The sequence below is a fragment of the Streptomyces sp. NPDC014734 genome (assembly GCF_043083325.1).
Lineage (GTDB): Bacteria > Actinomycetota > Actinomycetes > Streptomycetales > Streptomycetaceae > Streptomyces.
The window spans coordinates 13,087-35,147 of sequence record NZ_JBIBYN010000035.1; the positions used below are offsets into that span (position 1 = coordinate 13,087).

Annotated in this window: 18 protein-coding genes and 3 pseudogenes; 10 read left to right on the forward strand and 11 right to left on the reverse strand. The window is 68.9% G+C overall.

The annotated features are described in order from the left end of the window. Positions 1–52: 52 nt before the first annotated feature. A complete protein-coding gene (locus ACF1CT_RS34680; RefSeq protein ID WP_391788007.1) occupies positions 53–1,399 on the forward strand; it encodes a hypothetical protein in 1,347 nt (448 codons plus the stop codon). A gap of 43 nt (positions 1,400–1,442) precedes the next feature. Further along, complete coding sequence (locus tag ACF1CT_RS34685) at positions 1,443–1,952, forward strand: hypothetical protein (protein ID WP_391788008.1); 510 nt, start codon at positions 1,443–1,445, stop codon at positions 1,950–1,952. Between the two features lie 597 nt (positions 1,953–2,549). Here ACF1CT_RS34685 and ACF1CT_RS34690 read toward each other — a convergent pair. Together ACF1CT_RS34690 and ACF1CT_RS34695 are read right to left on the reverse strand one after the other, a co-directional pair. Further along, entirely contained in the window at positions 2,550–3,683 is a 1,134-nt protein-coding gene (locus ACF1CT_RS34690) for a CU044_5270 family protein (RefSeq protein ID WP_391788009.1), read from the reverse strand. Beyond that, positions 3,680–4,300, reverse strand: coding sequence for an RNA polymerase sigma factor (locus tag ACF1CT_RS34695; RefSeq protein WP_356930350.1), 621 nt, complete (start codon positions 4,298–4,300; stop codon positions 3,680–3,682). Before ACF1CT_RS34695 ends, ACF1CT_RS34690 begins: the two co-directional genes overlap by 4 nt. Before the next feature lie 463 nt (positions 4,301–4,763). On the opposite strand from ACF1CT_RS34695, the gene ACF1CT_RS34700 reads away from it, so the two are divergent. The 5 genes from ACF1CT_RS34700 (at position 4,764) to ACF1CT_RS34720 (ending at position 8,414) form a co-directional block, all read left to right on the forward strand. Then, positions 4,764–5,315 carry a hypothetical protein gene (locus ACF1CT_RS34700; RefSeq protein WP_391788010.1) on the forward strand — a complete coding sequence of 184 codons (552 nt, stop codon included), beginning with the start codon at positions 4,764–4,766 and terminating at the stop codon, positions 5,313–5,315. 108 nt (positions 5,316–5,423) lie between these two features. After that, positions 5,424–6,176 carry a transposase family protein gene (locus ACF1CT_RS34705; RefSeq protein ID WP_391788011.1) on the forward strand — a complete coding sequence of 251 codons (753 nt, stop codon included), beginning with the start codon at positions 5,424–5,426 and terminating at the stop codon, positions 6,174–6,176. A gap of 319 nt (positions 6,177–6,495) precedes the next feature. Next, positions 6,496–7,359: a hypothetical protein gene (locus ACF1CT_RS34710; RefSeq protein ID WP_391788012.1), complete on the forward strand. Its 864-nt coding sequence runs from the start codon at positions 6,496–6,498 to the stop codon at positions 7,357–7,359. 321 nt (positions 7,360–7,680) lie between these two features. Beyond that, complete coding sequence (locus ACF1CT_RS34715) at positions 7,681–8,109, forward strand: CPCC family cysteine-rich protein (RefSeq protein ID WP_391788054.1); 429 nt, start codon at positions 7,681–7,683, stop codon at positions 8,107–8,109. Beyond that, a complete protein-coding gene (locus ACF1CT_RS34720) occupies positions 8,106–8,414 on the forward strand; it encodes a hypothetical protein (protein ID WP_391788013.1) in 309 nt (102 codons plus the stop codon). The genes ACF1CT_RS34715 and ACF1CT_RS34720 overlap by 4 nt, the downstream gene beginning before the upstream one ends. A gap of 291 nt (positions 8,415–8,705) precedes the next feature. Here ACF1CT_RS34720 and ACF1CT_RS34725 read toward each other — a convergent pair whose 3' ends face one another. The 3 genes and pseudogenes from ACF1CT_RS34725 to ACF1CT_RS34735 all read right to left on the reverse strand — a co-directional run bounded on the left by ACF1CT_RS34725 (position 8,706) and on the right by ACF1CT_RS34735 (position 11,039). Continuing rightward, entirely contained in the window at positions 8,706–9,920 is a 1,215-nt protein-coding gene (locus tag ACF1CT_RS34725; protein ID WP_391788014.1) for an IS110 family transposase, read from the reverse strand. 438 nt (positions 9,921–10,358) lie between these two features. After that, positions 10,359–10,645, reverse strand: a pseudogene (locus tag ACF1CT_RS34730) (hypothetical protein). 58 nt (positions 10,646–10,703) lie between these two features. Then, positions 10,704–11,039, reverse strand: a complete 336-nt coding sequence (locus tag ACF1CT_RS34735; RefSeq protein WP_391788015.1) for a hypothetical protein — start codon at positions 11,037–11,039, stop codon at positions 10,704–10,706. A gap of 342 nt (positions 11,040–11,381) precedes the next feature. Between ACF1CT_RS34735 and ACF1CT_RS34740 the strand changes: the two are divergent. Together ACF1CT_RS34740 and ACF1CT_RS34745 are read left to right on the forward strand one after the other, a co-directional pair. Beyond that, positions 11,382–11,606: pseudogene (locus ACF1CT_RS34740) on the forward strand (energy-dependent translational throttle protein EttA); the annotation flags it as partial. A 1,148-nt stretch (positions 11,607–12,754) separates the two neighbouring features. Then, positions 12,755–13,042 (forward strand): annotated as a pseudogene (locus ACF1CT_RS34745) (transposase); the annotation flags it as partial. Positions 13,043–13,280: 238 nt separating this feature from the next. Here the strand turns inward: ACF1CT_RS34745 and ACF1CT_RS34750 are convergent. The 3 genes from ACF1CT_RS34750 to ACF1CT_RS34760 all read right to left on the reverse strand — a co-directional run bounded on the left by ACF1CT_RS34750 (position 13,281) and on the right by ACF1CT_RS34760 (position 17,072). After that, a complete protein-coding gene (locus tag ACF1CT_RS34750) occupies positions 13,281–14,312 on the reverse strand; it encodes a tellurite resistance/C4-dicarboxylate transporter family protein (protein WP_391788016.1) in 1,032 nt (343 codons plus the stop codon). A gap of 732 nt (positions 14,313–15,044) precedes the next feature. Next, complete coding sequence (locus ACF1CT_RS34755) at positions 15,045–15,293, reverse strand: hypothetical protein (protein ID WP_391788017.1); 249 nt, start codon at positions 15,291–15,293, stop codon at positions 15,045–15,047. Positions 15,294–15,296: 3 nt separating this feature from the next. After that, on the reverse strand, positions 15,297–17,072 hold the full coding sequence (locus ACF1CT_RS34760) for an NUDIX domain-containing protein (RefSeq protein WP_391788018.1): 1,776 nt from the start codon (positions 17,070–17,072) through the stop codon (positions 15,297–15,299). A 389-nt stretch (positions 17,073–17,461) separates the two neighbouring features. Between ACF1CT_RS34760 and ACF1CT_RS34765 the strand changes: the two genes are divergently transcribed. Beyond that, positions 17,462–18,625: a glycosyltransferase gene (locus ACF1CT_RS34765; protein WP_391788055.1), complete on the forward strand. Its 1,164-nt coding sequence runs from the start codon at positions 17,462–17,464 to the stop codon at positions 18,623–18,625. A gap of 14 nt (positions 18,626–18,639) precedes the next feature. Here ACF1CT_RS34765 and ACF1CT_RS34770 read toward each other — a convergent pair whose 3' ends face one another. From ACF1CT_RS34770 to ACF1CT_RS34780, 3 genes are read right to left on the reverse strand one after another with little or no spacing between them, the layout of a single operon-like run. Then, positions 18,640–19,794 carry a DegT/DnrJ/EryC1/StrS family aminotransferase gene (locus ACF1CT_RS34770; RefSeq protein ID WP_391788019.1) on the reverse strand — a complete coding sequence of 385 codons (1,155 nt, stop codon included), beginning with the start codon at positions 19,792–19,794 and terminating at the stop codon, positions 18,640–18,642. Beyond that, positions 19,791–21,014 (reverse strand): ATP-grasp domain-containing protein, encoded by a 1,224-nt coding sequence (locus tag ACF1CT_RS34775; RefSeq protein WP_391788020.1) that lies wholly within the window; start codon positions 21,012–21,014, stop codon positions 19,791–19,793. The genes ACF1CT_RS34770 and ACF1CT_RS34775 overlap by 4 nt, the downstream gene beginning before the upstream one ends. Then, the gene (locus ACF1CT_RS34780) at positions 21,007–22,035 is read right to left on the reverse strand and encodes a dTDP-glucose 4,6-dehydratase (protein ID WP_391788021.1); all 1,029 of its coding nucleotides are present in this window, start codon (positions 22,033–22,035) and stop codon (positions 21,007–21,009) included. Before ACF1CT_RS34780 ends, ACF1CT_RS34775 begins: the two co-directional genes overlap by 8 nt. Between the last annotated feature and the right edge of the window lie 26 nt (positions 22,036–22,061).

A 22,061-nucleotide genomic window follows, 5' to 3' on the forward strand; every position in this document is an offset into this window, starting at 1 on the left:
CCTCTGCCGGGCTCAGGCAACCTGGGCGATCAAGGCGAGCGGCAAGGCGTCGGTGATCGAGCCGTACCTGCGGCGGGTGACCTGCCAGCAGCTGTTCTTCGCGAACCTCCAGCGGCCCAAGAACGGCGGGCCCCGGGTCGGCAAGGCCGGGCGGCGCGTGCTGAAGCCGCCGCCGGTTCCCGAACCACACCGCGTGATCACCACGTTGACGCAACTGACGCTGTTCACTGCCACTCGGGACTTCCGCCGGTTCGACCGGGAACTCCATGCCGACCTGGCCAACCCCTGGCTTGTCCAGGCCCGGCAGGCCGCTCGGGCGCTGGGAGAAACCCGCGGCTGGAGCCGCTGGATCGCCAGCGACGTGAACCGAGCTCTGGTCATCGTGCTGTCTGGCTTCCGCGAAGGTGAGTCGATCCGGTACTCCGAGCTCTTCCCGGCCCTGCGAGTCCGTGGGCTTCCCGTCGTGCGGACCGCCGAAGTCCTCGACCGCCTCGGCCTGTTCACCGACGACCGGGCACCCGCAGTCGATCGGTGGCTGGAACGGAAACTCGAGGGGATGCCGCCGGGCATCCACCTCGTCGTCGAAGCCTGGATCCGCACTCTCCTCGACGGTGGCCCGCGATCCGAGCCTCGCTCCCGGCACACGGCATGGGCCTACCTGGGCGAGCTCCAGCCGGTGCTGCTGGAGTGGTCCAGCCGCTACGACCACCTGCGAGAAGTCACCCGGGAGGACATCATCGCGGCCCGGGACGCCGCCACCGGCAAACAGCGCGAAAGCCGGATCGTCGCCCTGCGGTCACTGTTCCGGCACGCGAAGAAGAACGGCCAGATCTTCCGCAACCCCACGATCCGCATCCGCGTCCCCCGGCAGACCGGCGGCGTCCTCCAAGCCCTCGACCAGGCGGACATCAACGAGGCCATCGCAACCGCCACCACCCCAGACATCCGGCTCATCGTCGCCCTGGCCGCCGTCCACGCGGCACGGCCGAAGATGATCCGTACCATGCAGCTGGGCGACATCGACCTGGGCAACCGACGCATCACCGTCGGCGGCCACGTCCGCCCGCTCGACGACCTCACCCACCGTGCGGTCCTGGACTGGCTTGACCACCGCCGCAACCGCTGGCCGAACACGGCCAACCCGCACCTGCTGACTACCCAGAAGACCGCCGTCGAACTCGGCCCGGCCGGCAAGCTCTGGACCACCCGGGCCACCCGCAACCTCACCGCCACCCTCGAACGGCTCCGCGTCGACCGCCAGCTCGAAGAAGCCCTCACCCACGGCGCCGACCCGCTCCAGCTCGCCCTCGTCTTCGGCATCAACGAGAAGACCGCCATCCGCTACGCGGACTCAGCACGCGCGCTTCTGGGAGAAGCTGCCGAGCAGGAATCGCAGTGAAACCCACTCGACCCGCTCAACCCACTGACGAGATCATGGACAGATGCCGTCGACCGAACCAGCAGCCCGCGAACTTCAGGACCGCACCGTTCTCCGGAGCATGGGCGAGATCCCCGCAACCGACGTCGTCACTGCTGCCTGTGATGTACTCGTAGCCGGCCTCGACAGTCCTGCCCTGCGGATCCTGGCCGCGCGCACACGCACGGAGGCGGATTACGACGTCCCCGACCTGCTTCCCCCGGCACTCGACGAACTGGGCCTCACCTTCCACCCAGCGGACAGCGTTGCCGGACAGGAAGCCGCCGCACGAGCACGTGCCGCCCGGATGCTGGCCGGCGAGCTGACACCACGCGAGCTGGCCTTCCGGATCCACCATCGTTTTGGGCACGAACTCGCCTTGGTCGAACAACTCGCCAACCTGGACGACGAGTACGACATCCTCGAATACGGCGACAGAACACCGGCACAGGTCGATGCCGATGTCACGGCCGAAGCTCTTCGGCTTGCACAGCATCCTCGTTTTCCCACCGAACCCACGGATGCATCGACCTGAAGCAGACCGGTGGACCCGTGGGTTCAGGCTGAAGAGCCTTCGGTTCCCTTGAACCCACGGGGAACGAGGCCCTGCGCTCGCATAGCTACGGCGAAGTGACAAGTAGCTCTCTGTAGCCGATGTGACGGCGTGTTGTCCCGGGTTTCGGTGTTCCCGTCCCGGCCCGGTCGGTCGTCGGCATCTTGATCACGTCGGATTGGTCGATGCAGAAGGGAAGGGCCCTGGTCGTGCGGCAGGAGTGGGAGCCGGAGGAGCTGATCTCCGTCTGGACGCTGCTTGAAGAGGACATGGGGCAGCTGCGGAACCGTAGGCACCGGCAGACCCCGCAGTGCCTGGAAGCCCGCGAGCGCTCCCAGGCAGAGCAGGACCGCGACGACCACCGACACACAGCGCAGCGCGCTGCGCCCGGACCTCTCTGCGCGTCGATGACGGGTCACGGCGCCCGGCCCGGCGGGTTGCGGCCGGTCGGTTGTGCGGTTCGGAAGGAGCGTCACGTGAGTGTTCCCGGGCAGGTCTGTGGTCTGTTGAGGAAGAACCGGTCCCGGTGCCCGCCTGCCACTTTGCTGGGCGGGCGGGCACCGGGACCGGTGTCGAAGGTCAGGTGGCTGTACCAGGAGAAGGCTTCTGGCCGGCCTTGTCGACGACGGCGCGTTCGGTCACGGCGGTGCTGACGAGGATGCGTCCGGCTTTGCCACCGGCGCTGTCGTCGTTGACGAGGACGGTCCGCTCGCCGAGGTAGGTGAGCTTGTCCTTGTCGAAGATCCATTCGGTGCGCTGGTTGCCGTGGTCCTGGCTGACGGCCACGCCGTGCCGGCCGGACGCGTCCACGGCGTCGTCCACGACGTTCACCCCGGGGATCTTGGCCGCGGCCTTGTAGAGTGCCGCCCCGATCTGCGGGGGCATCAGGGACTCGCGCAGCGCGTCGCCGATCGTCTGGAACGCTTCCTGGTCGGGGTTGAGGTTCTTGTCCACGCCGGTGTTCTGGGCGTAGACGGCTGTCAGCAGGGCGTCGGGGTCGGTGGGCAGGGAGGCCAGGTACGTGTAGGTGGGCAGCTGGAGGGAGGGCTCGGTGTTCTTGCCGAGGTTGACGCCTTCCTCACCGGGCCGGAAGCCCGGGTTGAGGGGCTCGGTGAGGAGACCGTCGCGGCTGCCGTTGACGGAGAACCATGCCTGTCGGGGGTGGGTGGTCCCGGTGCCGTCGTCGTTGTACTGGGCCTTGGCGCCGTCGCCGTCGGCGCCGATCTTCTTGCTCGCGCCGTAGACTTGGCTGGCGATGTAGATGTACTGGTCGTCACGGACCTGCGGGGCAGAGGTGCTGGCGGCGACGGCGGCGATGCGGGTCAGCAGCTGGACGGCCTGGGGTGACGCGCCGCCGGGCCCGCGCTCGCTGACCGAGCCGCCCGGAGCACTGGCCGCCTGAGGGACCGTGGTCGGGGCATTGGAACCGACGGCGGTCACCGCGATGACCGCAGCCATCGCCCCTGCGGCCAGCGACGCCCCGAGGACCAGTCGGCGCCGGGGACGGCCGGGGGCGGCCGCGTCGACCAAGCGCCGGCGCAGTCCGCCTGGCTGGTGGGAGGTGTGGGTGGTGTCCTGGTCGATCTGTCGCATGAGGAGTTCCTTGTGGTGGAGGTGGCGGCCCGGCGGCAGGTCCCGTTCGGCCGGGGCCGGCAGCAGCCGGGCCGTCTCCTCGCGCTCGGCCTGTGCGGGCCGGTACGGGGTGGCGTTCACCGGGTTCCCTCCTGGACGGACAGGGCCGCGAACGCGGCCTCACTCTCTACCTCTCCGCGCCCCGGGCGCGGTTCCCGCTTTTCTTCGGCCAGTTGCCGGTCGGTCAGGTCCCGCAGCCTGACCCGGGCGCGCGACAGGCGTGAGCGCACAGTGCCCACCGGTACCCCCAGCGCGTCAGCGGCCTGCTGGTAGTCCAACCCCGACCACACGCACAGCGCCAGCACCTCCCTCTCCTGACGGCGCAGGCCCCGCACCGCCCGATGAACCGCGTCCAGGCGACGGGCGTCGTCGATCCGCCCGGCCGCCTCGTCCGCGAAGTCCTCCACCGGCTCCGGGGCGGGCACCCGGGCCAGGAAGGCGAAACGCCGACGGACACCGCGTCTGGCGTTGTGCGCCTTGTTCGTCGCGATCCCCAGCAGCCACGGCCGCAGCGATCCCCCCTCCTCTCCGACCTTCTCCCTCGTCCGCCAGGCGTCCAGGAACGTCGCCGACATGACGTCCTCGGCCACCGACCAGTCGCCGGTCAGCCGGAAGGCATGGTTGTACACCGCCTTCGCATACTGCTCATAGAGTTCGCCGAACGCCTCGCGATCGCCCGCGCGTATCCGCTCCCGCATCCCATCTCCTCACTCACGCCCGCACCGGGCCGCATCACCTTCTCTCTCCGCACACCCAGCAAGGTTCCCAGAACGGCACCAAGAAGCTGAAAAGCTATAGAAAAAAGCCCATAGCGCAGCACGATCGGGCACCTGCCCGCAGCACCCCGCGCGGGACTCCCGCCGTTCCGCACGCACGCGAGACGGAGCCTTTTCCAACCTCACGTTGAAGTGCGGTGAAGGCAGGGGCTGCCTACGACCATCGTTGCGATGCGATGCCACCTGCCGGAGTGAGCGCGACCCGGTCCGCTGCCTGCACCTTCGATCCTCGTCCGCCTCTCGCCTCTGGCAGGCTGTGTCACCACAGTCGCCCAGGGCTCGCTCCGGATTCTGGATCGGGCCCCGCAGGCAGGCGCGTGGTGCCTCCGCAACGCGCCTTGCGAGAATGCTTCCTGCACGCATGCTTCGATCTGGGGTGGGTTCGTTGGTCTGGTTCGCGGAGAGGTTCCTCTGGGACGGGGAACGTCCTGAGTGGACGTGGGTCCCATCGAAGTCCGTGGGGCCCATACGGTTCGGCCAGAGCAAGGAGGAAGTCTCAGCAGCTCTGGGCGAGCCGATCACGGGATGGGGTGAGATGTACGCGCGTTGGTATCCCTTCTACGGAGTTGGCATCGACACCTACTACGACCAGGAGTCCCAGACCCTGGCTGCTGTAGCTGTCGACGCCTGCCGGGGCCCCCAGGTCACCCTCGACGGCACTCCTCTGGTTGGCCGGCTGCCCTCGGAACTCGAACCCTGGCTCGATAAGACCGCGTCAACACTTGAGGATGATCCGACCCTGCCCGAGTACGTCGACGGCCTGCGCTTCGGGCCCCGCGGGGAGCCGTATCTCCTCAGTCTGGGATTGATCCTGCGCTGCCAGCAGAACGGCGACCACGCCCGCTGTCGCCCAGTGTTCATTGCTCCTCAGTGGGCCATGCGAGGCCAGGAATGGATCGAGGACTTGATCCCCGAAAGGGAGTGGCTGACGTATTGAACCTCTTCGTGACGGGTGGTTGGGCCGGCAGCCCCGACGGCGGGTACGAAGAAAGCTCCTGGTAGACGGGTTCACGACCAAGATCACCAGTCCGTCAGGAGCTTTCGCGTGCTTGTCTACCCGTCCGGTATTGATCTGTCCAGCCGTACCCTGCAGCACCTCACCGGTCTTCTCGCAGGTCACCGGCGCCGCATCGGCTCCCGGTGGCGTCGCCTCAACTGTGACCGGCAGGCCCTGCTCGTCCTGGCCCACCTGCGCTGCGGCGACACCTACGCCCGGCTCGCAGCGGGTTTCCGGGTCGGGATCGCGACGGTCTACCGGTACATACGCGAGGCCGTTGATCTTATGGCCGCTCGGGCGCCCACGCTGGAACAGGCCATGACAGCTGTGCGGAAGAAGGCGTACGTGATCCTCGACGGCACCGTGCTGCCGATCGACCGCATCGCTGCCGACCAGCCGTACTACTCCGGGAAGAAGAAACACCATGGAATGAACGTGCAGGTGCTCGCCGATCCAGCCGGCCGGTTGATCTGGGCCTCGGACGCGCTACCCGGAGCCGTGCACGATCTGACCGCGGCCCGAACCCACGGCATCCCTGCCGCCCTGACCTCCGAAGACATCAAGTGCTGGGCGGACAAGGCGTATCAGGGTGCAGGCCCTGCTGCCCGCGTCCCGTTCCGGGGCAAGAATCTGCGCGGCTGGCGCCGGCGTCACAACCGCGATCACGCCAAGATCCGCAGCCTCGGCGAACGCGCCATGGCCACCCTCAAATGCTGGCGACTCCTGCGAAAGCTCCGTTGCAGCACCATCCGGATCACCGCCGTCGTCCGTGCCGTCCTCGCCCTCGAACTCGCCACCTGATCAAGATGGAAAAGGCTCACGATAGTTGTCACAAAGGCAGGGGCATTGTCACCATGCCGCTATACGGCGGACGGTGTGCCTCATCTGCACGTGACCGCTCCAGTGTCCGGAACTTCCCATGCTGCCAGCCTGGATCGGGGATCCGTGCGAGGAGGGCGGCGCTGACCGCGCCTGGCGGTGCCAGCGGTCAGAGAATGGCGTGCAGCCCCTCGCCCCTACCTCGGACCCACCGAGGAGACCCTAGGTGCGGTCCCGGCAGGGCAACGCGCTCGAAGGAAAAGCTGTCCATTGTGATCGCACGCGCCGCTACCGTTTCGCCATGACAACCACGCCCCGCCCACGCTTCTCGGTCCGCGTCGGCCTCGCCGAACCCGAATTCGACGGGCCGTTCGAGGGCATACCCCCGCACCTCACTGGACCACTGCAAAAGTGGGTGGAACAAGCCCTCTTCATCGGGGGTGGCCGATACGACGAAGACACAGCGCAGCTCCTGTGCGTACGGATGCGGATCCCAGTGCTGCGCGAGCACGCCGGGTTGTTCCCTTACACGAAAACCCTCACGAGCAGCACCGGGGACAACCTGCTCGACATCGTCGACGCGCTGCTCGGCTACTACTTCGAGGTGGAGACGGACGGGCCCGTCGAAGCTCTTGATCTGCTCCTAAGCAACGGCGGGTCCGTCTACCGGGTCACGGACATGGAGGACGGGCTGGAAGAAAGGGTGGCCCCGGCCGTCCGGGACGCGGTGAGGCAGACCATTGTTGAGGCTGCAGACCAGCAGTGCGTCGGCTCTGCGGCCGACCACCTGGAGGCGGCATGGAAGGCGGCGTACGGGCGCGGCCCGGACGCGGTGCGCGCGTATAGCGAGGCGATCAAGGCGGTGGAGTCGGCGGCGCACGCGGTCATCCAGCCGAACAATGCCAAGGCCACCCTCGGCACCATGCTCGGGGAGATCAGGAACGCCCGGCATAAGTTCACCGCCGCGATCCCCACCCCGGTGGGCGGCGACCCGATCGCCCCGGCCGAGGCGATGATGCGGACACTGTGGGAGGGGCAGACCTCCCGGCACGGTGCCCGGACCGCGACCGTGCCCGAGACCCTGGAGGCGGCCCGCGCGGGAGTCCACCTCGCCGCCGCCCTGGTGCAATGGTTCGTCTCCGGAGCCGTGGTCCGCACACCCTGAGTCCACGTTTCTGGTGACAGAAAGAGTGCTGAATGAGCGCATGTGACAGGGCGAATGCCTTGTTGGTGACAACCAGACTGCTTCGACCGGTCACATTCGCCGGCTCATGCGGCGTCGCCGGTGACAACTCCTGAGCTTCGGCTCAGCTGTGACTGAGCGCTGTTGGCCCGCTGCGAGAACACCTGGCTGGTCACAGGCGCGCTGCTCGCTGATCTGTCGGATGGGATTCTTGTGTCCGTGAGTGATCCAAATGAGCAAATACGAGCTGAGCTGGCCGAGCTGAAGTCACTGGAAGCAGCAGAAGCGGCAGGGGCATCGTTGGTGAACCCCGAGAGCACTACTGCGCCGCCCCCCGGAGGCTGGTTGCCCTGCCCCTGCTGTGGACACCAGATGTTCGGCGAGATGGGGTCGTACGACATCTGCTCTGTCTGCTTCTGGGAGGAAGACCTGGCCCAGCTGCGGTGGCCGTGGAGCTCCGGCGCAAACGCGGTGTGCCTGGTGGACGCACAACGCAACTACCAGCGTTTCGGCGCGATGGAAGAACGCTTTCTCAAACACGTGCGACCTCCGGCGCAGGATGAGCCGCTGGATCCGGAATGGCGCCCGATTGACCCGTCGCGGGACTCCTTTGAAACGCCGAGCAGTAGTGGCACATGGCCTGAGGACCTGAGCACTCTGTACTGGTGGCGTCCGACATTCTGGCGGCGAGACGAGCAGCCGCCGGCTCCCCCCGGCCCAATACAGGAATGAACGCTCAACTGGCCAACCAAAACGCTCAGTCACATCCGCCCATCGACCGCGACAAGAGCCCGCTGTTCGACGCCGACCACGACCTGGTCCGGGTCGCCGACGCGCTGCGCCGCAGCCCGCACTTCGCGGCCGCGGACGCCGACCCGGGCGGCGACACGGTGTGGTTCACGACCGAGGGCGGCGGCAACTTCACGGACGACCTGCTGCCCGAGCCGGTGCTCACTGGCTGCGTAGGTGAGAGCGAAGAACGTCTGTTGGCGAGAGCTAGCAGCACCAGGAGGTGGGGATGCTCCGAGTGTTGTTGAGAAGTAGCAACGGCACCGGGGCCAGGGAATGGCGGTGACGTCGACTTGGCGGCGTCCGTATGCTTCGGCGGGTGAGTCTGGTCGAGGTGGTTCCAGGGCAGTTCGAGGTTGTCGTTCGGGGGCCCCTATCTGTTTCGTCAACTCTGATGGGGCCAGTTCGTGCGTGTTCGTGCTGGTTTTCGGGAACGTCACGCGAAGCGTGACGTTCCCGGCGGATCGGGTGCCGTGCGGGCAGGCCGGGGGCCGGCTCGGCGGGGTGGCCGTGCCGGTGCCCGGGCGTGTGATGGGTGTTCAGGCCGCCAGGTCGAGGCTGCGGGATTCGTAGAGGGTCCCGGTGCGGATCATGGCGTGGATGACGTTCACGCGTTGCCGCGCCAGGCGGAGGATGGCCTGGGTATGGGTCTTGCCGCGACCACGCTGGCGGTCGTAGTAGATCCGGGAAGACGGGTCGGCTTTGCATCCGATCGCGGCGAACGCGGCCTGAAACAGGGCTCGTTTGAGCAGGCGGTTGCCGCGATGGGGAGCGTGCTCTCCGCGGATGGAGGTTCCCGAGGACTTCGTGGCGGGAGCGAGTCCGGCGTAGGAGGCGAGGTGTCCGGCGGTGGGGAAGCCGCTGCCGTCGCCGATGGCGACGATCACGGCGGCGGTGGTCCTGACGCCCAGGCCGGGCAGGGACGTCAGGAGGTGGAAAAGAGGGAGGGCCTCCAGCAGGGCGGCGATCTCCTGCTCGGCCTGGCGTCGCTGGGTGTGGGCGGCGGCGAGCTGGGCGGCCAGGCCCGGCACGATCAGCGCGGATGCTTCGGTTCCGGGAACGACGAGGGTCTGCTCGGCGAGCGCGTCGAAGATCTCCCCGCTCAGGTGGTGGGCCTTGCGCGAGCCGTGTGCCCTGAGCAGAGCCTCGCAGCGGGTCCGGCCCAGTCTCTTGAGCCGGGCAGGCGAGCCGTGCCGCTGCAGGAGGGCCTGGACGTAGGGATATCCCAGGCGTGGCCCCAGCACCCGTTCCAGGGAGGGGTGGATCTGGGAGAGCAGGCCGCGCAGCCGGCTGGTGGTGCGGTTGACCTCGCCGGCCAGGTCGTTGTCGTAGCCAGTGAGCATCGTCAGCTCGGCCAGCACCTCGTCGTCGCGGTCCACCGCCCGCAGGGTGTGCGGCATGGACCGGGCGGTCTCGGCGATCACGAACGCGTCGCGGGCATCGGTCTTGGCCTCACCCGGGTGCAGGTCGGCGGCCCGCCGCATCGACAGACCGGGCAGATAGGCCACCCGGCAGCCCGCCGCGCGGGCCACTGCCAGCGGCAGCGCGCCGATGTTGGCGACCTGGTCCACGATCACGAGGACGGTGCCGAACTTCGCCACCAGCTTGGTGAACAGCTCCAGCAGCTTCGGTTCGGTGTTGGGCAGCCGTTTGTCGTGCACGGTTCTGCCATCCCTGGCCCGGCCGTGGGCGTGGTGGAACTCCTTGCCCAGATCCAGGCCGAGAAAGAGATCTATCGCGGTCGTGTCGACCATGTGCGCGTGCCCCCCCGCCTCTCGTCTCCTCACCTCCCGGCCGTCCCTGCGGAACCACACGCCGGCAACCACGTTACGCAGACATCCCCACCCACAAAGCGGTCCGGCCTTGCGCCGGACCGGGCGGTCGCCAGGCCCCTCATCAGCGGTCAAGCGGTGCCCCGAAGCCCGGCGGCAACACCCCCCAGGTCATCCCTTCGACAGGGGGCAAACAGCCATACCGGGCCCGGGGGCCAGGCGCCCCGTTGCGGGGCCACGAGAAAGGTAACGGGGTAGGGCCGACCGGCGGGCGCCGCGGCACCAGGTTGGGATGCTCTTCGCATAGAGTGTGGGCGCGTGGGCGTGCACGTGGTTCGCCGTGAGGCGATAGCGGACAGTGCGGGGAAGGGCCGGGGTCATGTCGCGATGATGCCAAGAAGTCTCCGTGGGGCCGAGAGGTCAGCTGGGCCGTGATGCGATCTGGCGACGGGCAGGGCCCCAGACTTCCTCGAACTCCTCGGAGGTGAGTTGTTCGGGGTCGTGGCCTTCCCATTCCGAGACGGGCAGCTCGGCGGTGATCCCGAACCTGCTGTCGTACTCATCGAGGCGGCCCGCTTCGCGGGCCCGCTGCCACTCGGCGAGGTAGGCAACTCAGGCCCTTCGAGTTCGACCTGCCGGATCACCCAGCCTTCGGCATCGACCTCGAAGTAGAACCAGGTGTCTTCCTCGTCCCAGTAGCAGCGCATCCATGTGGTCACCAGGCCATGAAGCCGGGCCAGATGCGCCGCGCTACTCCGCTTTGTCTCATGGTTGAGCGATGAATCCTGCGGATCGGTCGAGCTGGAAAGGAGAACCGACCCGGTTTGGATCCCAGCCTTGATCCCGTGCCTCTCGAATGCTGGCGGCAACGTGGGCTGGACGAATGGGCTCCGTCTCGACGCCCACCCAGTTACTGGGATGGGCCTGGCCGCTGGTGACGATCAAGGCCGTGCCCGGCTGGCTGCCTCTGGCCGCTTCGACCGCGTAGGTCATCGGTGCCCAGCAGAGTCCCTGCATGTAGGAGGGCTTCCTGCGGATCCGCCAGCGGTACTCGATCCCGTCAACGGTTATGCGCCGGGAACCCTTCTTGTTCAGCGCCATCTTCACCCCCTCCGCTGTTGGACTCTAGCGCCGTGCAATAGGTCCGTCTCAGCCGGAATCTTCCGGTCTGCCGGGCAGAGCGCCGAAACCAGGGTGCCGTGCAGGCTGTGGTCGCCGTAGTGTCCCGGGCGAAAGGCGGTTGCAGTCGAGATCACGGTGCAGCGGATCAGGACGTCCTGGACGAAGTACTCCAGGGGCGGTGGCGCTGCTGCCCGCAGGAATTCGGCGCCAACGGGGTTCCTGGTGTCACCAGTGCCGGCTTCCTTCGCCCAGGTCATCCAGATGTCCGAGCGTGACGGCTTCGAGCCCCACGAGAGCGAGAGGGACTTGCGCCAGGTCGGACTCGAGAACGCGCTGCTGGACTTCACCGGCTGTGCTGTGATCACCGCGCACGACCGCTGGTTCCTGGACCGCACCGCCACCCACATCCTGGCCTGGGAGGGCGGTGCCACCTGGTTCTGGTTCGAGGGGAACTTTGCCGACTACGAAGCCAACAAGGCCGAACGGCTCGGTGACGAGGCCGCCCGCCTGCACCGGGTCACCCACCGCCGTCTGGCCCGCGGCTGATCGCAGGAGCCGTCGCAGCACCGCCAGCGAAGCCGTGGCGGCAGTCACCACGGCATCTGGAGACAATGGTACGGAGGCACGCGGCGATGAGGCTCACCACAACCGCGGAAGCACCCCGCTCTGTGGCCTCTACGAACGCGGACAGGCGGGATCGTCGACGTGCAGGATTCTTCGTGGACTCGCACGCCTGATCTGCTCGGTGAGCGTTCACGATTCACCCGAGCAGGAAGGCAGGCCCGGCATGACGGTCGAAGCCCGCGTGAAGTCGCGTCTGGTGGCAGGTTCCGCGACCCTGCGACGCTGCCGGCCGGGGAAACCGCCGCGGGCGGTCCGACTGGGCGCAAATCGGCGGCTCTCCACCGGGGGAAGGCTCTTTGGCGCGCTGCTCGCTGCGGGAACGCCAGGAAGGGACCGGCGCTCACACATTGGTGGACCGCACCGCACTGGTGCTCGATGGCCTTGTTGCCCCCGTGGCCCATCGGGTGCTCGAACCGGTCTTCCCCGCCCGCTACACGGATACATCCCTCGCCCCTCAAGCGCGCGAGAGCGGTACGGAGTCGGCCTCCGTCGCAATGTACGGGCTGGCAGGGCTGCCGCTGCGCCCGCCCGCTTGCCGCGCCACTGGAACAGCTCCACGGCAACCTCTACCGTCCGGCGGCCGTATGTGCCGACGGGCGGTGGAGCCCACGGCGGATGGCCCTGGATCTCAACGAACCGGAACAGCGATGAACCGCCCTGGCCGCACGGCCGGAGTGTCATCCGCGCCCAGGCGGCGCGGTGCGGGCGTGTCAGCCGCAGCGCGCGGTCGGCGCCGTGCCGCAGCCGGGCTGCTGGGGACCCTGGTCCTGTCCGCAGGTGCCCGCCGTGGCGATGTGGGCCCGCTGGCCCACTGGGACCGGGCCGTGCTTCGGCGTGCTGTCCAGCTGGAGGCGGGGCGGTCGGGTTGGCTGGCCGTGACCGTGGCAGGTTCCTGGCCGCTGGCCTATCCGCTGGTGGTGGCACGGTGCCTGACAGGCCCGCGTATCGCGCATGATGCGAGAGTTCGGAGTCGCGCTGCGCGCGGGCGCCCCGCAGCGCCACCGCGCAGACCTGGGCGGAGCACACGCGTGATGCTGGGAATCACCGACCTCCACCTCATCCGCGGCGACGTGATCGATGTCTACGCCGCGGTGCGCGCCCTGCTCCTCCATCTGCCGAGCCGTCCGGGCGGGCGCGGCTGTGATCACCGGACGTGATCAACGGGATCTTGTTCCGGGTCCGCACCTGCGTCCCCTGGCGGGGCCTACCGGAGCGGTTCGGAAACTGGAAGGCCGTCTATGAGCGCCATCGTCGGCCAGGAGCTGATCGAATGGCGCCTGGTGAGCGTGGACCCCACCCCGTACCGGGCCCACCAGCACGTGGCGGGGGCGCCGCGCAGAGCGCCGCCGCTCCCCAAGTGAGTCGGCTACGTGACTCCAGCCAGCCACGCACGCCTCGTCCAGTCAGTAGAAAAAAGTCCATCTACCCCATTTAGGGCTTTTGGTTTTATTTGCCTTTAATGCTCCTCGACTGAGAGCCTCGGACGTCACCGGGCTTGGGCGGCATGTGCTGGACGGGAAAGACACGGACGACCGGGTCGGGGGTGGACGGATGTTCGCGCAACTGTTGGTTTTCCAAGGAACCACGGTCGGGAACTCAAGAACGACGGTACTGCCGTCGTGCGGCGAGCATCCCGGCGAAGACCGCCACCCACACCGCCAGCGCCGCCCACGCCTCGCCCGCACCGGTCGCGGTCATCCAGCCCCAGCCCGCCGCCTCGCCCAGCTTCCGGGTCGCCACCCCGTACATGGCGACCGGGAACACCATGCCCCACAGGCTCGTCTCGTAGCGCAGCGGCACGCGGCGCAGTGCATGCCGCCATACGCCCAGGGCGAGCAGGAGCGGAATCAGCCAGGTGCAGAACGACCAGGCCACGGCGGACACATCCAGCACGAACGTTCTGGACAGCAGGGCATTGGCGGGCGGAAGCCGGAGGAGCATCGCACCGGCCAGCACACTGATCGCGGCGGCGCCCATGAACACCCAGTAGGATGGGGTGAGTTCCGTCGGTTTGACGGGTTCCAGCAGGAGCCGGGCCAGTGCCAATGCGGCCACCAACAGGTATTGCACCAGCCCGACGGCCCAGCACACCGAGGCCAGGACGCCCAGGGACCGGCCGCCGGTGTGCGGGGCGAGGGCAGCGGTGGCGACCGCGACGGACTGCGTGCCCACCACCCAGATGAACCAACTGCCGTTGACCTGATGCAGTGACAGGACACGCCCCGAGCAGACCAGCAGCAGCGGCACACCGTAGCCGAGTACCAGCCAGCCTGCAGCGCCAATCGCAGTCAGTGCCGCGGCGGCGACGTAGTGCCGGTCAAGGGCCAGTCTGTCGGCCAGCACGCCGGAGGCGGCGACGAGCGTGAGGTGGTCGAAGCCGCGCGGCCCGGTGAGGTCGCTGCGCAAACGCTCCCACCGCAACACCAGATGCCACAGGTATCCGGCCCACAGCACGACGTATCCCACACTCGCGATCCACAGCAGGGCCGCCGCGGCGGCCGACGCGCTGTGCCCGGCCAGCGCGGTGGACATGATGCCCGTGGCCATGACGAAGGCAAACGCCCCGGGGCTGAGGTCTTCCGCCGCACGGCACCACGCACCGGTCGGCCTGCCGGACACCGCAGCCATACCATCACCTCCCTTTTCACTTCCCGGGCACGGCTCCGCTCCGTGCCGTCCCGCTGCGATCGTCGCCGCCGCCGTCGGCCCGTGCCGAGCCGCAGTTCTGACGCCTCATCGGTGATCGCCCGATGTGCAAGCCGATGCGGTGCGCATCTCTGCGCATGGGTACTCGACGCGTCCCCGGACCGGCCGGTAGCCAAACCGAGGCGAGCTCCGCCGGAGGCGATAGCGCCCGCCTCCTCCAGCAGCCGTCCCAACAGGTCGGACGGAAGATGGCCCTCGCCCCTCGCCACCGTACCGTTGACCTGCGCCAGATGCTCCGGAGTCGCCTCGGAGCGCCTGACCACACCGGCAACCCCGCACTCCGCGGCACTCACCAGCTTCTGCTCGTCGATGTCCGTGGTGACCAGAACGGTGCGCGCGGTGCTGGTGTGCTGGATGCGGCGCAGACGGTTGAGCGTCGGCTCGTCGACGGCATCGGCTACGACGACCATCACACTGGGAACGAGCGCGTCCGCCTTGTCCGGGTGGGCATGGCAGAGAACACTGACTTCGGGCTGCCGACGCAGCAGGTTGGTGATTCTGGCCAAGGAGACCGGGGCATCGACCTGGACGGCAACGGACACTCGTGGTGGGGGAAGGGACATGCCGCAGGCTGCTCTCTTCTGCGCGATCGGGGCACGCGGGGTGGGGACAGGAAGGTCGAAGTGGCTGCGGAGCCACTGTTCAGGCTGCGGTTCATGCGTCTGGGGCGCCGAGGTCGATCATGAGGTTGGTGTTGGTGACGACGCGGACAGAGTGATTGCGGGCGTAGGCGGCCAGGGCGACGGAGAGCTTCGGTTCCGAGGCGGAGTGCCGCGCGATTGCGCGCAGGTGGTGCAGCAGTTCAGGTGTCAGCCGGACACGGCCCTGAAGCAGGCGGAGGCGGTCCGTTCCGTGATGCGCGGCCAGCCGCACGGCGTGCGCGAGGGCGGGCCGTGCTGGCACGCTTCACCGCCGCGGCCGGTGGGCGGCCAGGAATTCGCCTAGCTCGCTGGTGGTGGGCGGCAGTTCGTCAGAGCCGCGGAACCACTGGTGGCGGTCGTGCTTGGTGAGGGTAATCGGGCCGGGTTTGTCGGGGGTGAGCGTGAAGACGAACTGGCGGCTGGTGCGGCCGCGTGCGTTGGTGTAGTCGAAGTGACCGAGGTACCGGTCGACCGACTGGACCGACAGGCCGGTCTCTTCGCCGACTTCCCGGATGAGGCAGTCCAGGACGGACCCGCCGTTCTCGCGTCGGCCGCCGGGCAGTTCCCAGGTGCCGCCGCGGTAGTCGTCCAGGCTGCGCCGGATGAACAAGGTGGCGTCACCGTGGGCGATGACGGCTGCGGGGGCCAAGTCGCGGATCCCGTCGACGCGGGCCTGCTCCTCCAGGCCCGCCGCCAGCCCGCTGAGGACGGCGTAGCGGGCCAGTGGGCTCATTGGGCGGCCGCTCAGGTCGCGGGGGTCGGCCCAGACCGGAGTGATGCCGTCGGCCGCGGCGAGGGTGTCGAGGCAGCCGTCCCACTCGCCTACGAAGACGTAGGTGGGGTGGCCGGTGTCGTCGGTGTGGGTGAGGAGGTGCTCGAGCGGCACCCGCAGGCCGAGCTCGTCGTGCACCGCGTCATGGATCGCGGCGGCGGGGCCGATGTCCTCAGTTTGGCCGTTTCGGGACGAGTGGGCGCCGGGCCAGTGGAGGTCCGGCTTGTTGCTCATGCGGTATGCGAGCAGGTGTCCGGCTCTGCTGCGGAGCAGTGCGAGGGTGCCGTAGCTGTGCGGGGACGGCCTGGGGATGATCAGGTCCAGCACGCGGAGGGTGTCCTGCTTCACGGAGGCGTCCATGGGGAGCCGGTCGAAGTCCGCCGGGGCGAGGAAGGCGAGGTCGGTGCCTTCGCCCAGGACCAGCGTGTCCGGGTCGCCGTCCCACCGGCCGTGCAGGACGTGGACGGAGTAGCCGTCGAAGTCGACGCGGAACATCGCCGCCAGTTCGAGGCCGGTCAGGCCCACTTCCTCGTGGAGCTCGCGGACGCCGGTGGCGTGCGGGTCGGCGTCGGCCGGTTCGGAGCCGCCGCCCAGCGGGGCCCAGGTGCCCGGCGCCCAGATGCCCTCCTTGTCATCGCGCAGGTGCATGAGGACCTCACCGGCCCGGTTCGTGATCACCACGAGGGTGCCGTACGGATCGTCCCTGGCCGCGCGGCCCTTCTTCGGGCGTCCCAGCACGCTCAGGACGCGGGCGCGCAGCACCGGATCGCCCAGTTGGGAAGGGCCGCACCATTCAGCGCCGGCTGCCTCCTCGGTCTGGACGGTCACCTCGGAGGTGCCCCGGGTCCGGAAGAGATAGCGGATGTCGATGTGTTGGTGGGCCGGTTCACCGCGCTCGGGCCGGGCCTCGATCGGGTGGAGGCCGATATGGACCGGCTCTCCGCCGCAGAGGGGTTCCAGCGTGGTGACGCCGGTCTCCTCAGCGATCTCGCGCCGCACGGCGGCGGCCAGAGTACGGTCGGATGGCTCGCAATGGCCGCCGGGCTGGATGCGGCGCCCCGATGCCCTGTGGTGGATCAGCAGAACTTTGTCCGCGTCGTTGACGACGACGCCCGACGTGGTCACATGGCCGCCGAAGGCGGCGCGGTCGGTGACATTCACACCAGCCGCGAGACGGTCGAGGAGGGGCTGCAGCAGCTCCCGTTCGGAGGGACGACGCCGCAGGTAGGCGGTGACGGCGTCGTGGACGTGTGGGCCCGGGATGGCCATGCTGTGCTCCTTCGTCTCCTGCCCGCAGGCTCAGGCTCACGACCAGGCACCACCATGTGCTTCCCGGCCGGGAGCCGAACGTATCCAAACCCAGGCCCGGCGGTGCGGGGACTGCCTGTTTTCCACCCTGACGTGCGAAGGAGACCGACGTCGCAGATGCCATCCCCGGTGGGCCGTGCACCCCGCCGCTGGCCATGGTTTCGGCACCCGGCTGGGCAGTGGGGCAGAGGGCGACACGCTGTGCGGTGGCGGCGCGGCCTGCGTGGCGTCGGACGCATCGTGAGGTGGGCATTCGATCTGGCATTCCAGCCCCCCGGTCCGCTCGCGCCGGGTCGGCGGTTTGTGCGAAGAAGGCGACGTTGGGCGCTAGAGTGCCTCGCGTGGAAACCATGTCTCAACTCCCCGCAGTTTTCCGTCTGATCGTGACAGGGGGAGGTACCGGCGGACATACTTACCCAGCCCTCACCGCGATTCGTGCGTTGCGGGACCGGTTGACGGCGCAGGGGCGCTCGCTCGATGTGCTGTGGATCGGCAGTGCCGACAGTCTGGAGGCACGCGTTGCCGACGCGGAGGGGATCGCGTTCACGGCGGTGGCCACCGGCAAGGTGAGGCGTTCGTCAAACCCGCTCAAGATGGTGTCGCCCGCGAACGTGCGGGACATGGCGCGTGTGCCGCTCGGCGTCGCTCAGGCGCGCAAGGCGGTCGCGAGGTTCCAACCGCACGTGGTGCTCGCGACGGGCGGCTACGTGGCGGTGCCGGCCGGACTTGCCGCCCGGATGTGCAAGGTTCCGCTGGTACTGCACGAGCAGACCGTACGGCTCGGGCTCGCCAACCGGAGGCTCGCCGGCAGCGCCTCGCGGATCGCGGTGTCCTCGGAGTCGAGTGTGCCGCTGCTTGCCGAGAGGGTGCGCCCGCTCGCGGTGGTCACCGGGAACCCCGTGCGTCCGGAGGTGCTGGCCGGGCACCCGGACAAGGCCGTGGCCGCCCTGGGGCCCGGTTTCGACCGCGCGTTGCCCACGGTGTATGTCACCGGCGGGGCGCAGGGGTCGCAGCAGATCAATAACCTGGTCGGCGGGGAGCTGCCGTGGCTGCTGGAGCGGGCCAATGTGGTGCACCAGTGCGGGCCTGCACACTATGAGGCGCTGGCTGCGCGGGCGGCGGCGCTTCCCGCCCATGTTGCTGCCCGGTATCACCTGACGCCGTTTGTGGGGCCGGAACTGCCCGATGTGCTGGCCCTGGCCGATGTGGTGATCTCGCGCAGCGGTGCCGGAACACTTTCTGAGCTGACCGCCCTGGGCAAGCCCGCCGTGTTCATCCCGCTCGCGTCCTCGGCCGGGAACGAGCAGGCGCACAACGCCCGGCACCTGGAGGAGTCCGGGGCGGCCGTCGCGCTTGTGGGCGAGGTCACCGGGGAGCGTCTTTGCGGGGCCGTGGGCCCGCTCCTTGAAGACCCCGGGCGCAGGAAGGCCATGGCGGCGGCGGCACGGGCACAGGGGCGCCCGGATGCGGCGGACAGGCTGGTGGACGTGCTCCTGACCGACGCATCCGGCTGAGTGCCTGGACCCTCCTACGTGCGCGGGCTGGTGCCCGCGGTGGCATCGAGCGCGGTGCGCAGGGCGCGTACGACATGGGCGATGTCGTTCTCGGCGAGGTGCTGGTGGAAGGGCAGGCTCAGGATCTGCTCGCCGGCCTGCTCAGTGGCGGGCAGCGGGCGGCGCCAGGCCGCGAAGGCGGGCTGGAGGTGGTTGGGCGGGTAGTGGACGCCGACGCCGATGTGCGCCTTGCGCAGGTACGCGAAGACTTCGTCCCGTCGCGGTACACGGACCTGGCACAGGTGCGGGACGGCATGGTCGGGGCCGACGTCGATGAGCGTCACCTCGCGTACTCCGGTGAGGGCGGCGCGATAGGCGCGCCACAGGTGGCGACGGGCGGCGGCGGCCATGTCGAAGTGGTCGAACTGGGCGAGGCCGATTGCCGCGTTGAGGGCGGAGAGCTGGTAGCGCAGGCCGAACCCGTGTACCTGGTAGGTGGTGGTCTCGGCGCGTTCGCTCTGGGACTGTGCGACACCCAGCAGCCGGAGGCGGCGGAGGGTGCGCGCTTCGTCGGGGGTGCGGGGAATGACGGCGCCGCCCTGGCCGCAGGTCAGGTTCTTGATGGGACCGAAGGAGAAGCAGGTCAGCACGGTGGCGTTGCTGCCGACGAGGCGGTTGTCGGTGTGGTTGCGGGAGCCGAAAGCGTGAGCGGCGTCCTCGATGACAGTGATGCCGCGCTCGGCGAGATCCGCGCGGACAGGGGTGAGGTCGACGGCCCGGCCCCCGAAGAGGACCGGGATCACCGCGCCTGTGGAGTCGGTGATCGCCTTCCTGACGAGGTCCGGGGTGATGCACATGGTGGTGGCGTCGATGTCGATGAAGCGAGGGGTCGCGCCGACGGCGAGAATGGCCTGCACGGTGGCGCAGAAGGTCAAGGAGGGCACGATCACCTCGGCACCGGCTTTGATGCCAGCGGCGAGGAGCGCGGTGTGGAGCGCGGCGGTTCCGGAGGTGACGGCCACGGCGTCGGGCACGCCGAGGTAGCGCGCGATCCGGCGCTCGAACTTCTCGGTGACGTCGGTGTGTCCGTACTGACCGCTCTCCAGGACGCGGGCGACGGATGCCGCCTCGTGTCCGTGGAGGAAGGGGCTGGCGTTGCGCCCGGCGTCCGGTCTTGACTCGTTGATCACGATTCCTCCTTCGGGCGGATAATCGGCCGGAGCAGGGCGCTCGCGGTGTCCAGAGCGGTGAGCGCGTCCGTATCCGAGGGCCCGGCGGCGACGAGCAGGCCGATCTTGTGGCCGGACTGGTCGTGCGGTCGCACGAGGTCGCCCGGCTTGGCGTACAGCTCGATATCGGTGATCCCGGGGACACTGCGAGCTTCGGCGATGCCCTCCCACGTGATCAGTTCGCCCTCGGTGTCGTGCGGTGAGCCGGTCAGCTCCAGCGCCGCGTGCGCGGCGCGTGTGGGCGTCAGATGGTCGCTGAACGGCTCACCGAGGACGAGGGCGATGAGCGCACGCACGACGTCCACGTCGTAGGCGGCGGCGAGCAGGCGCGGGACGCCATCGCCCCCGAGACGCGTATTGGCCTCGATGACACGCTCCTGGCCGTCCGCGCCGAGGACGATGTCGAAGTTCGCCGGCCCGTTGGCGATGCCGAGCCCCCGGCACAGCCGTTCGACGGTGGCCTCCAGCTGGTGGTGTGCCGCCGGCGCCAACTGCACGGTGCGAAGCCGCCGGACGACAAAGGTCTCGCCGGCGAAGTCCTTGTCCTTGACGCAGGTCATCAGCGCCCTGCCGTCCTGCATGAAGACCTCGACGGCCAGGGGGCGCCCCTGGATGAACTCCTCAGCGATGACGGTCTGGGAGGCAGAATAGGAACGGGCGTCTGCGACGGCGGCGTACAGGTCCTCGGCGCGGGCGACGAGGGATACGCCCTTGCTGCCCGAACCGTCCGAAGGCTTGATCACGAGCGGGAAGCTCAACCGAGTCGCCTCCGCGATGACCTGGTCCGGCTCGTCCGAAGCGGTCCATCCGTACCCGGCGACGCCGCAGGACGCGGCGATCGCGTGGAAAACGGCCTTGTCCCCGGCGGCGAGGGCACTCCTGGGATACACGTAAGGGGTGCCGTACCGCAGGCCCAGGGCGTGCCAACTGGCCAGCGCGGCGTCACTCGCGCCGCCTACGATCCCGGCGGGGCGCACGTCGCCGAGCGCGTCAGCGATGGCGTCGGTGTTCCGGGTGGAGATCTTCAGGGCGGCATCGGCGAACGGGAGCGCTGGAGCGTCCGCGCGCACGTCCACCGCGATGGCCGGGATTCCGCGACGCCGTGCCTCCTGGTACAGCACGATCTGCTCCTCCGAGGCGCCCAGCACGATCAGTGCGCCGTGGGGCCAGTGCTCAGACATGCTCGCCCTCCGGTTCGGGGGAGACGGTGCGGGAGAAGGGGATGGCGGGGCGCAGGTTGCGGGACATCGGGGCCCAGCGGTCGGGGTTGCGGCGGTACCACTCGGCGGTCTCGGCCAGCCCGTCCTCCAGGCGGTGCCGGGGCCGGTAGCCGAGCTGGTCGCGCGCCTTGGACCAGTCGATCGAGTAGCGGACGTCGTTGGCCGGGCGGTCGGGGATGTAGGCGACCGCGTCCCACGTCGCGCCGCACAGACTGAGCAGGTGTCCAGTCAGTTCCTTGCTGGTCAGATCGGTGCCGCCGCCAAGGTTGTAGACCTCCCCGGGCCTGCCATGGCGCAGGACCGCCTCGATCCCGGCGCAGTTGTCCTCCACATGCAGCCAGTTGCGCACGTGCTGGCCCCGGTCGTGCAGGGTGACAGGCATCCCCCGCAGGAGCCGGGTGACGAAGAGAGGGATGATCTTCTCGGGGTACTGGTACGGCCCATAGTTGTTGCTGCTGCGCGTCACGCACAGCGGGAGCCCGAGGGTCTGGTACGCGCCGAGCGCCACCAGGTCGCCAGCCGCCTTGGACACGGCGTACGGGACAGAAGGGCGAAGCGGCGCCTGCTCGGTCGCGGTGCCCTGAGCGAGGGGGCCGTACACCTCGTCGGTCGAGACGTGGACAAACTTCCCAATGCCGTGGTGGTGCGCGGCGTCCACGAGGACCTGCGTCCCGAGCACGTTCGTGGACAGGAACCCGCCCGCCGCATCGTAGGAGCGGCCGACGTGGGACTCGGCAGCAAAGTGCACAACTGCGGTGGGACCAGAGGACATGAGGTCGTTCACGACTACGCCGTCCCGTATGTTGCCGTGCACGAAGCGCAGCTTGTCGGAGAGGAAGGCGGTGCCCAGGTTCTCGATGTGACCGGCGTAGGTCAGGGCGTCCAGGACGGTGACGCGGGCGACGTCCCCGGCCTTGATGAGCCTCTTCACGAAGTGCGAGCCGATGAAGCCGGCGCCGCCGGTGACGAGCACGTGTTCCATTGGTGCCTCCCGGAAGGAGTAGGACC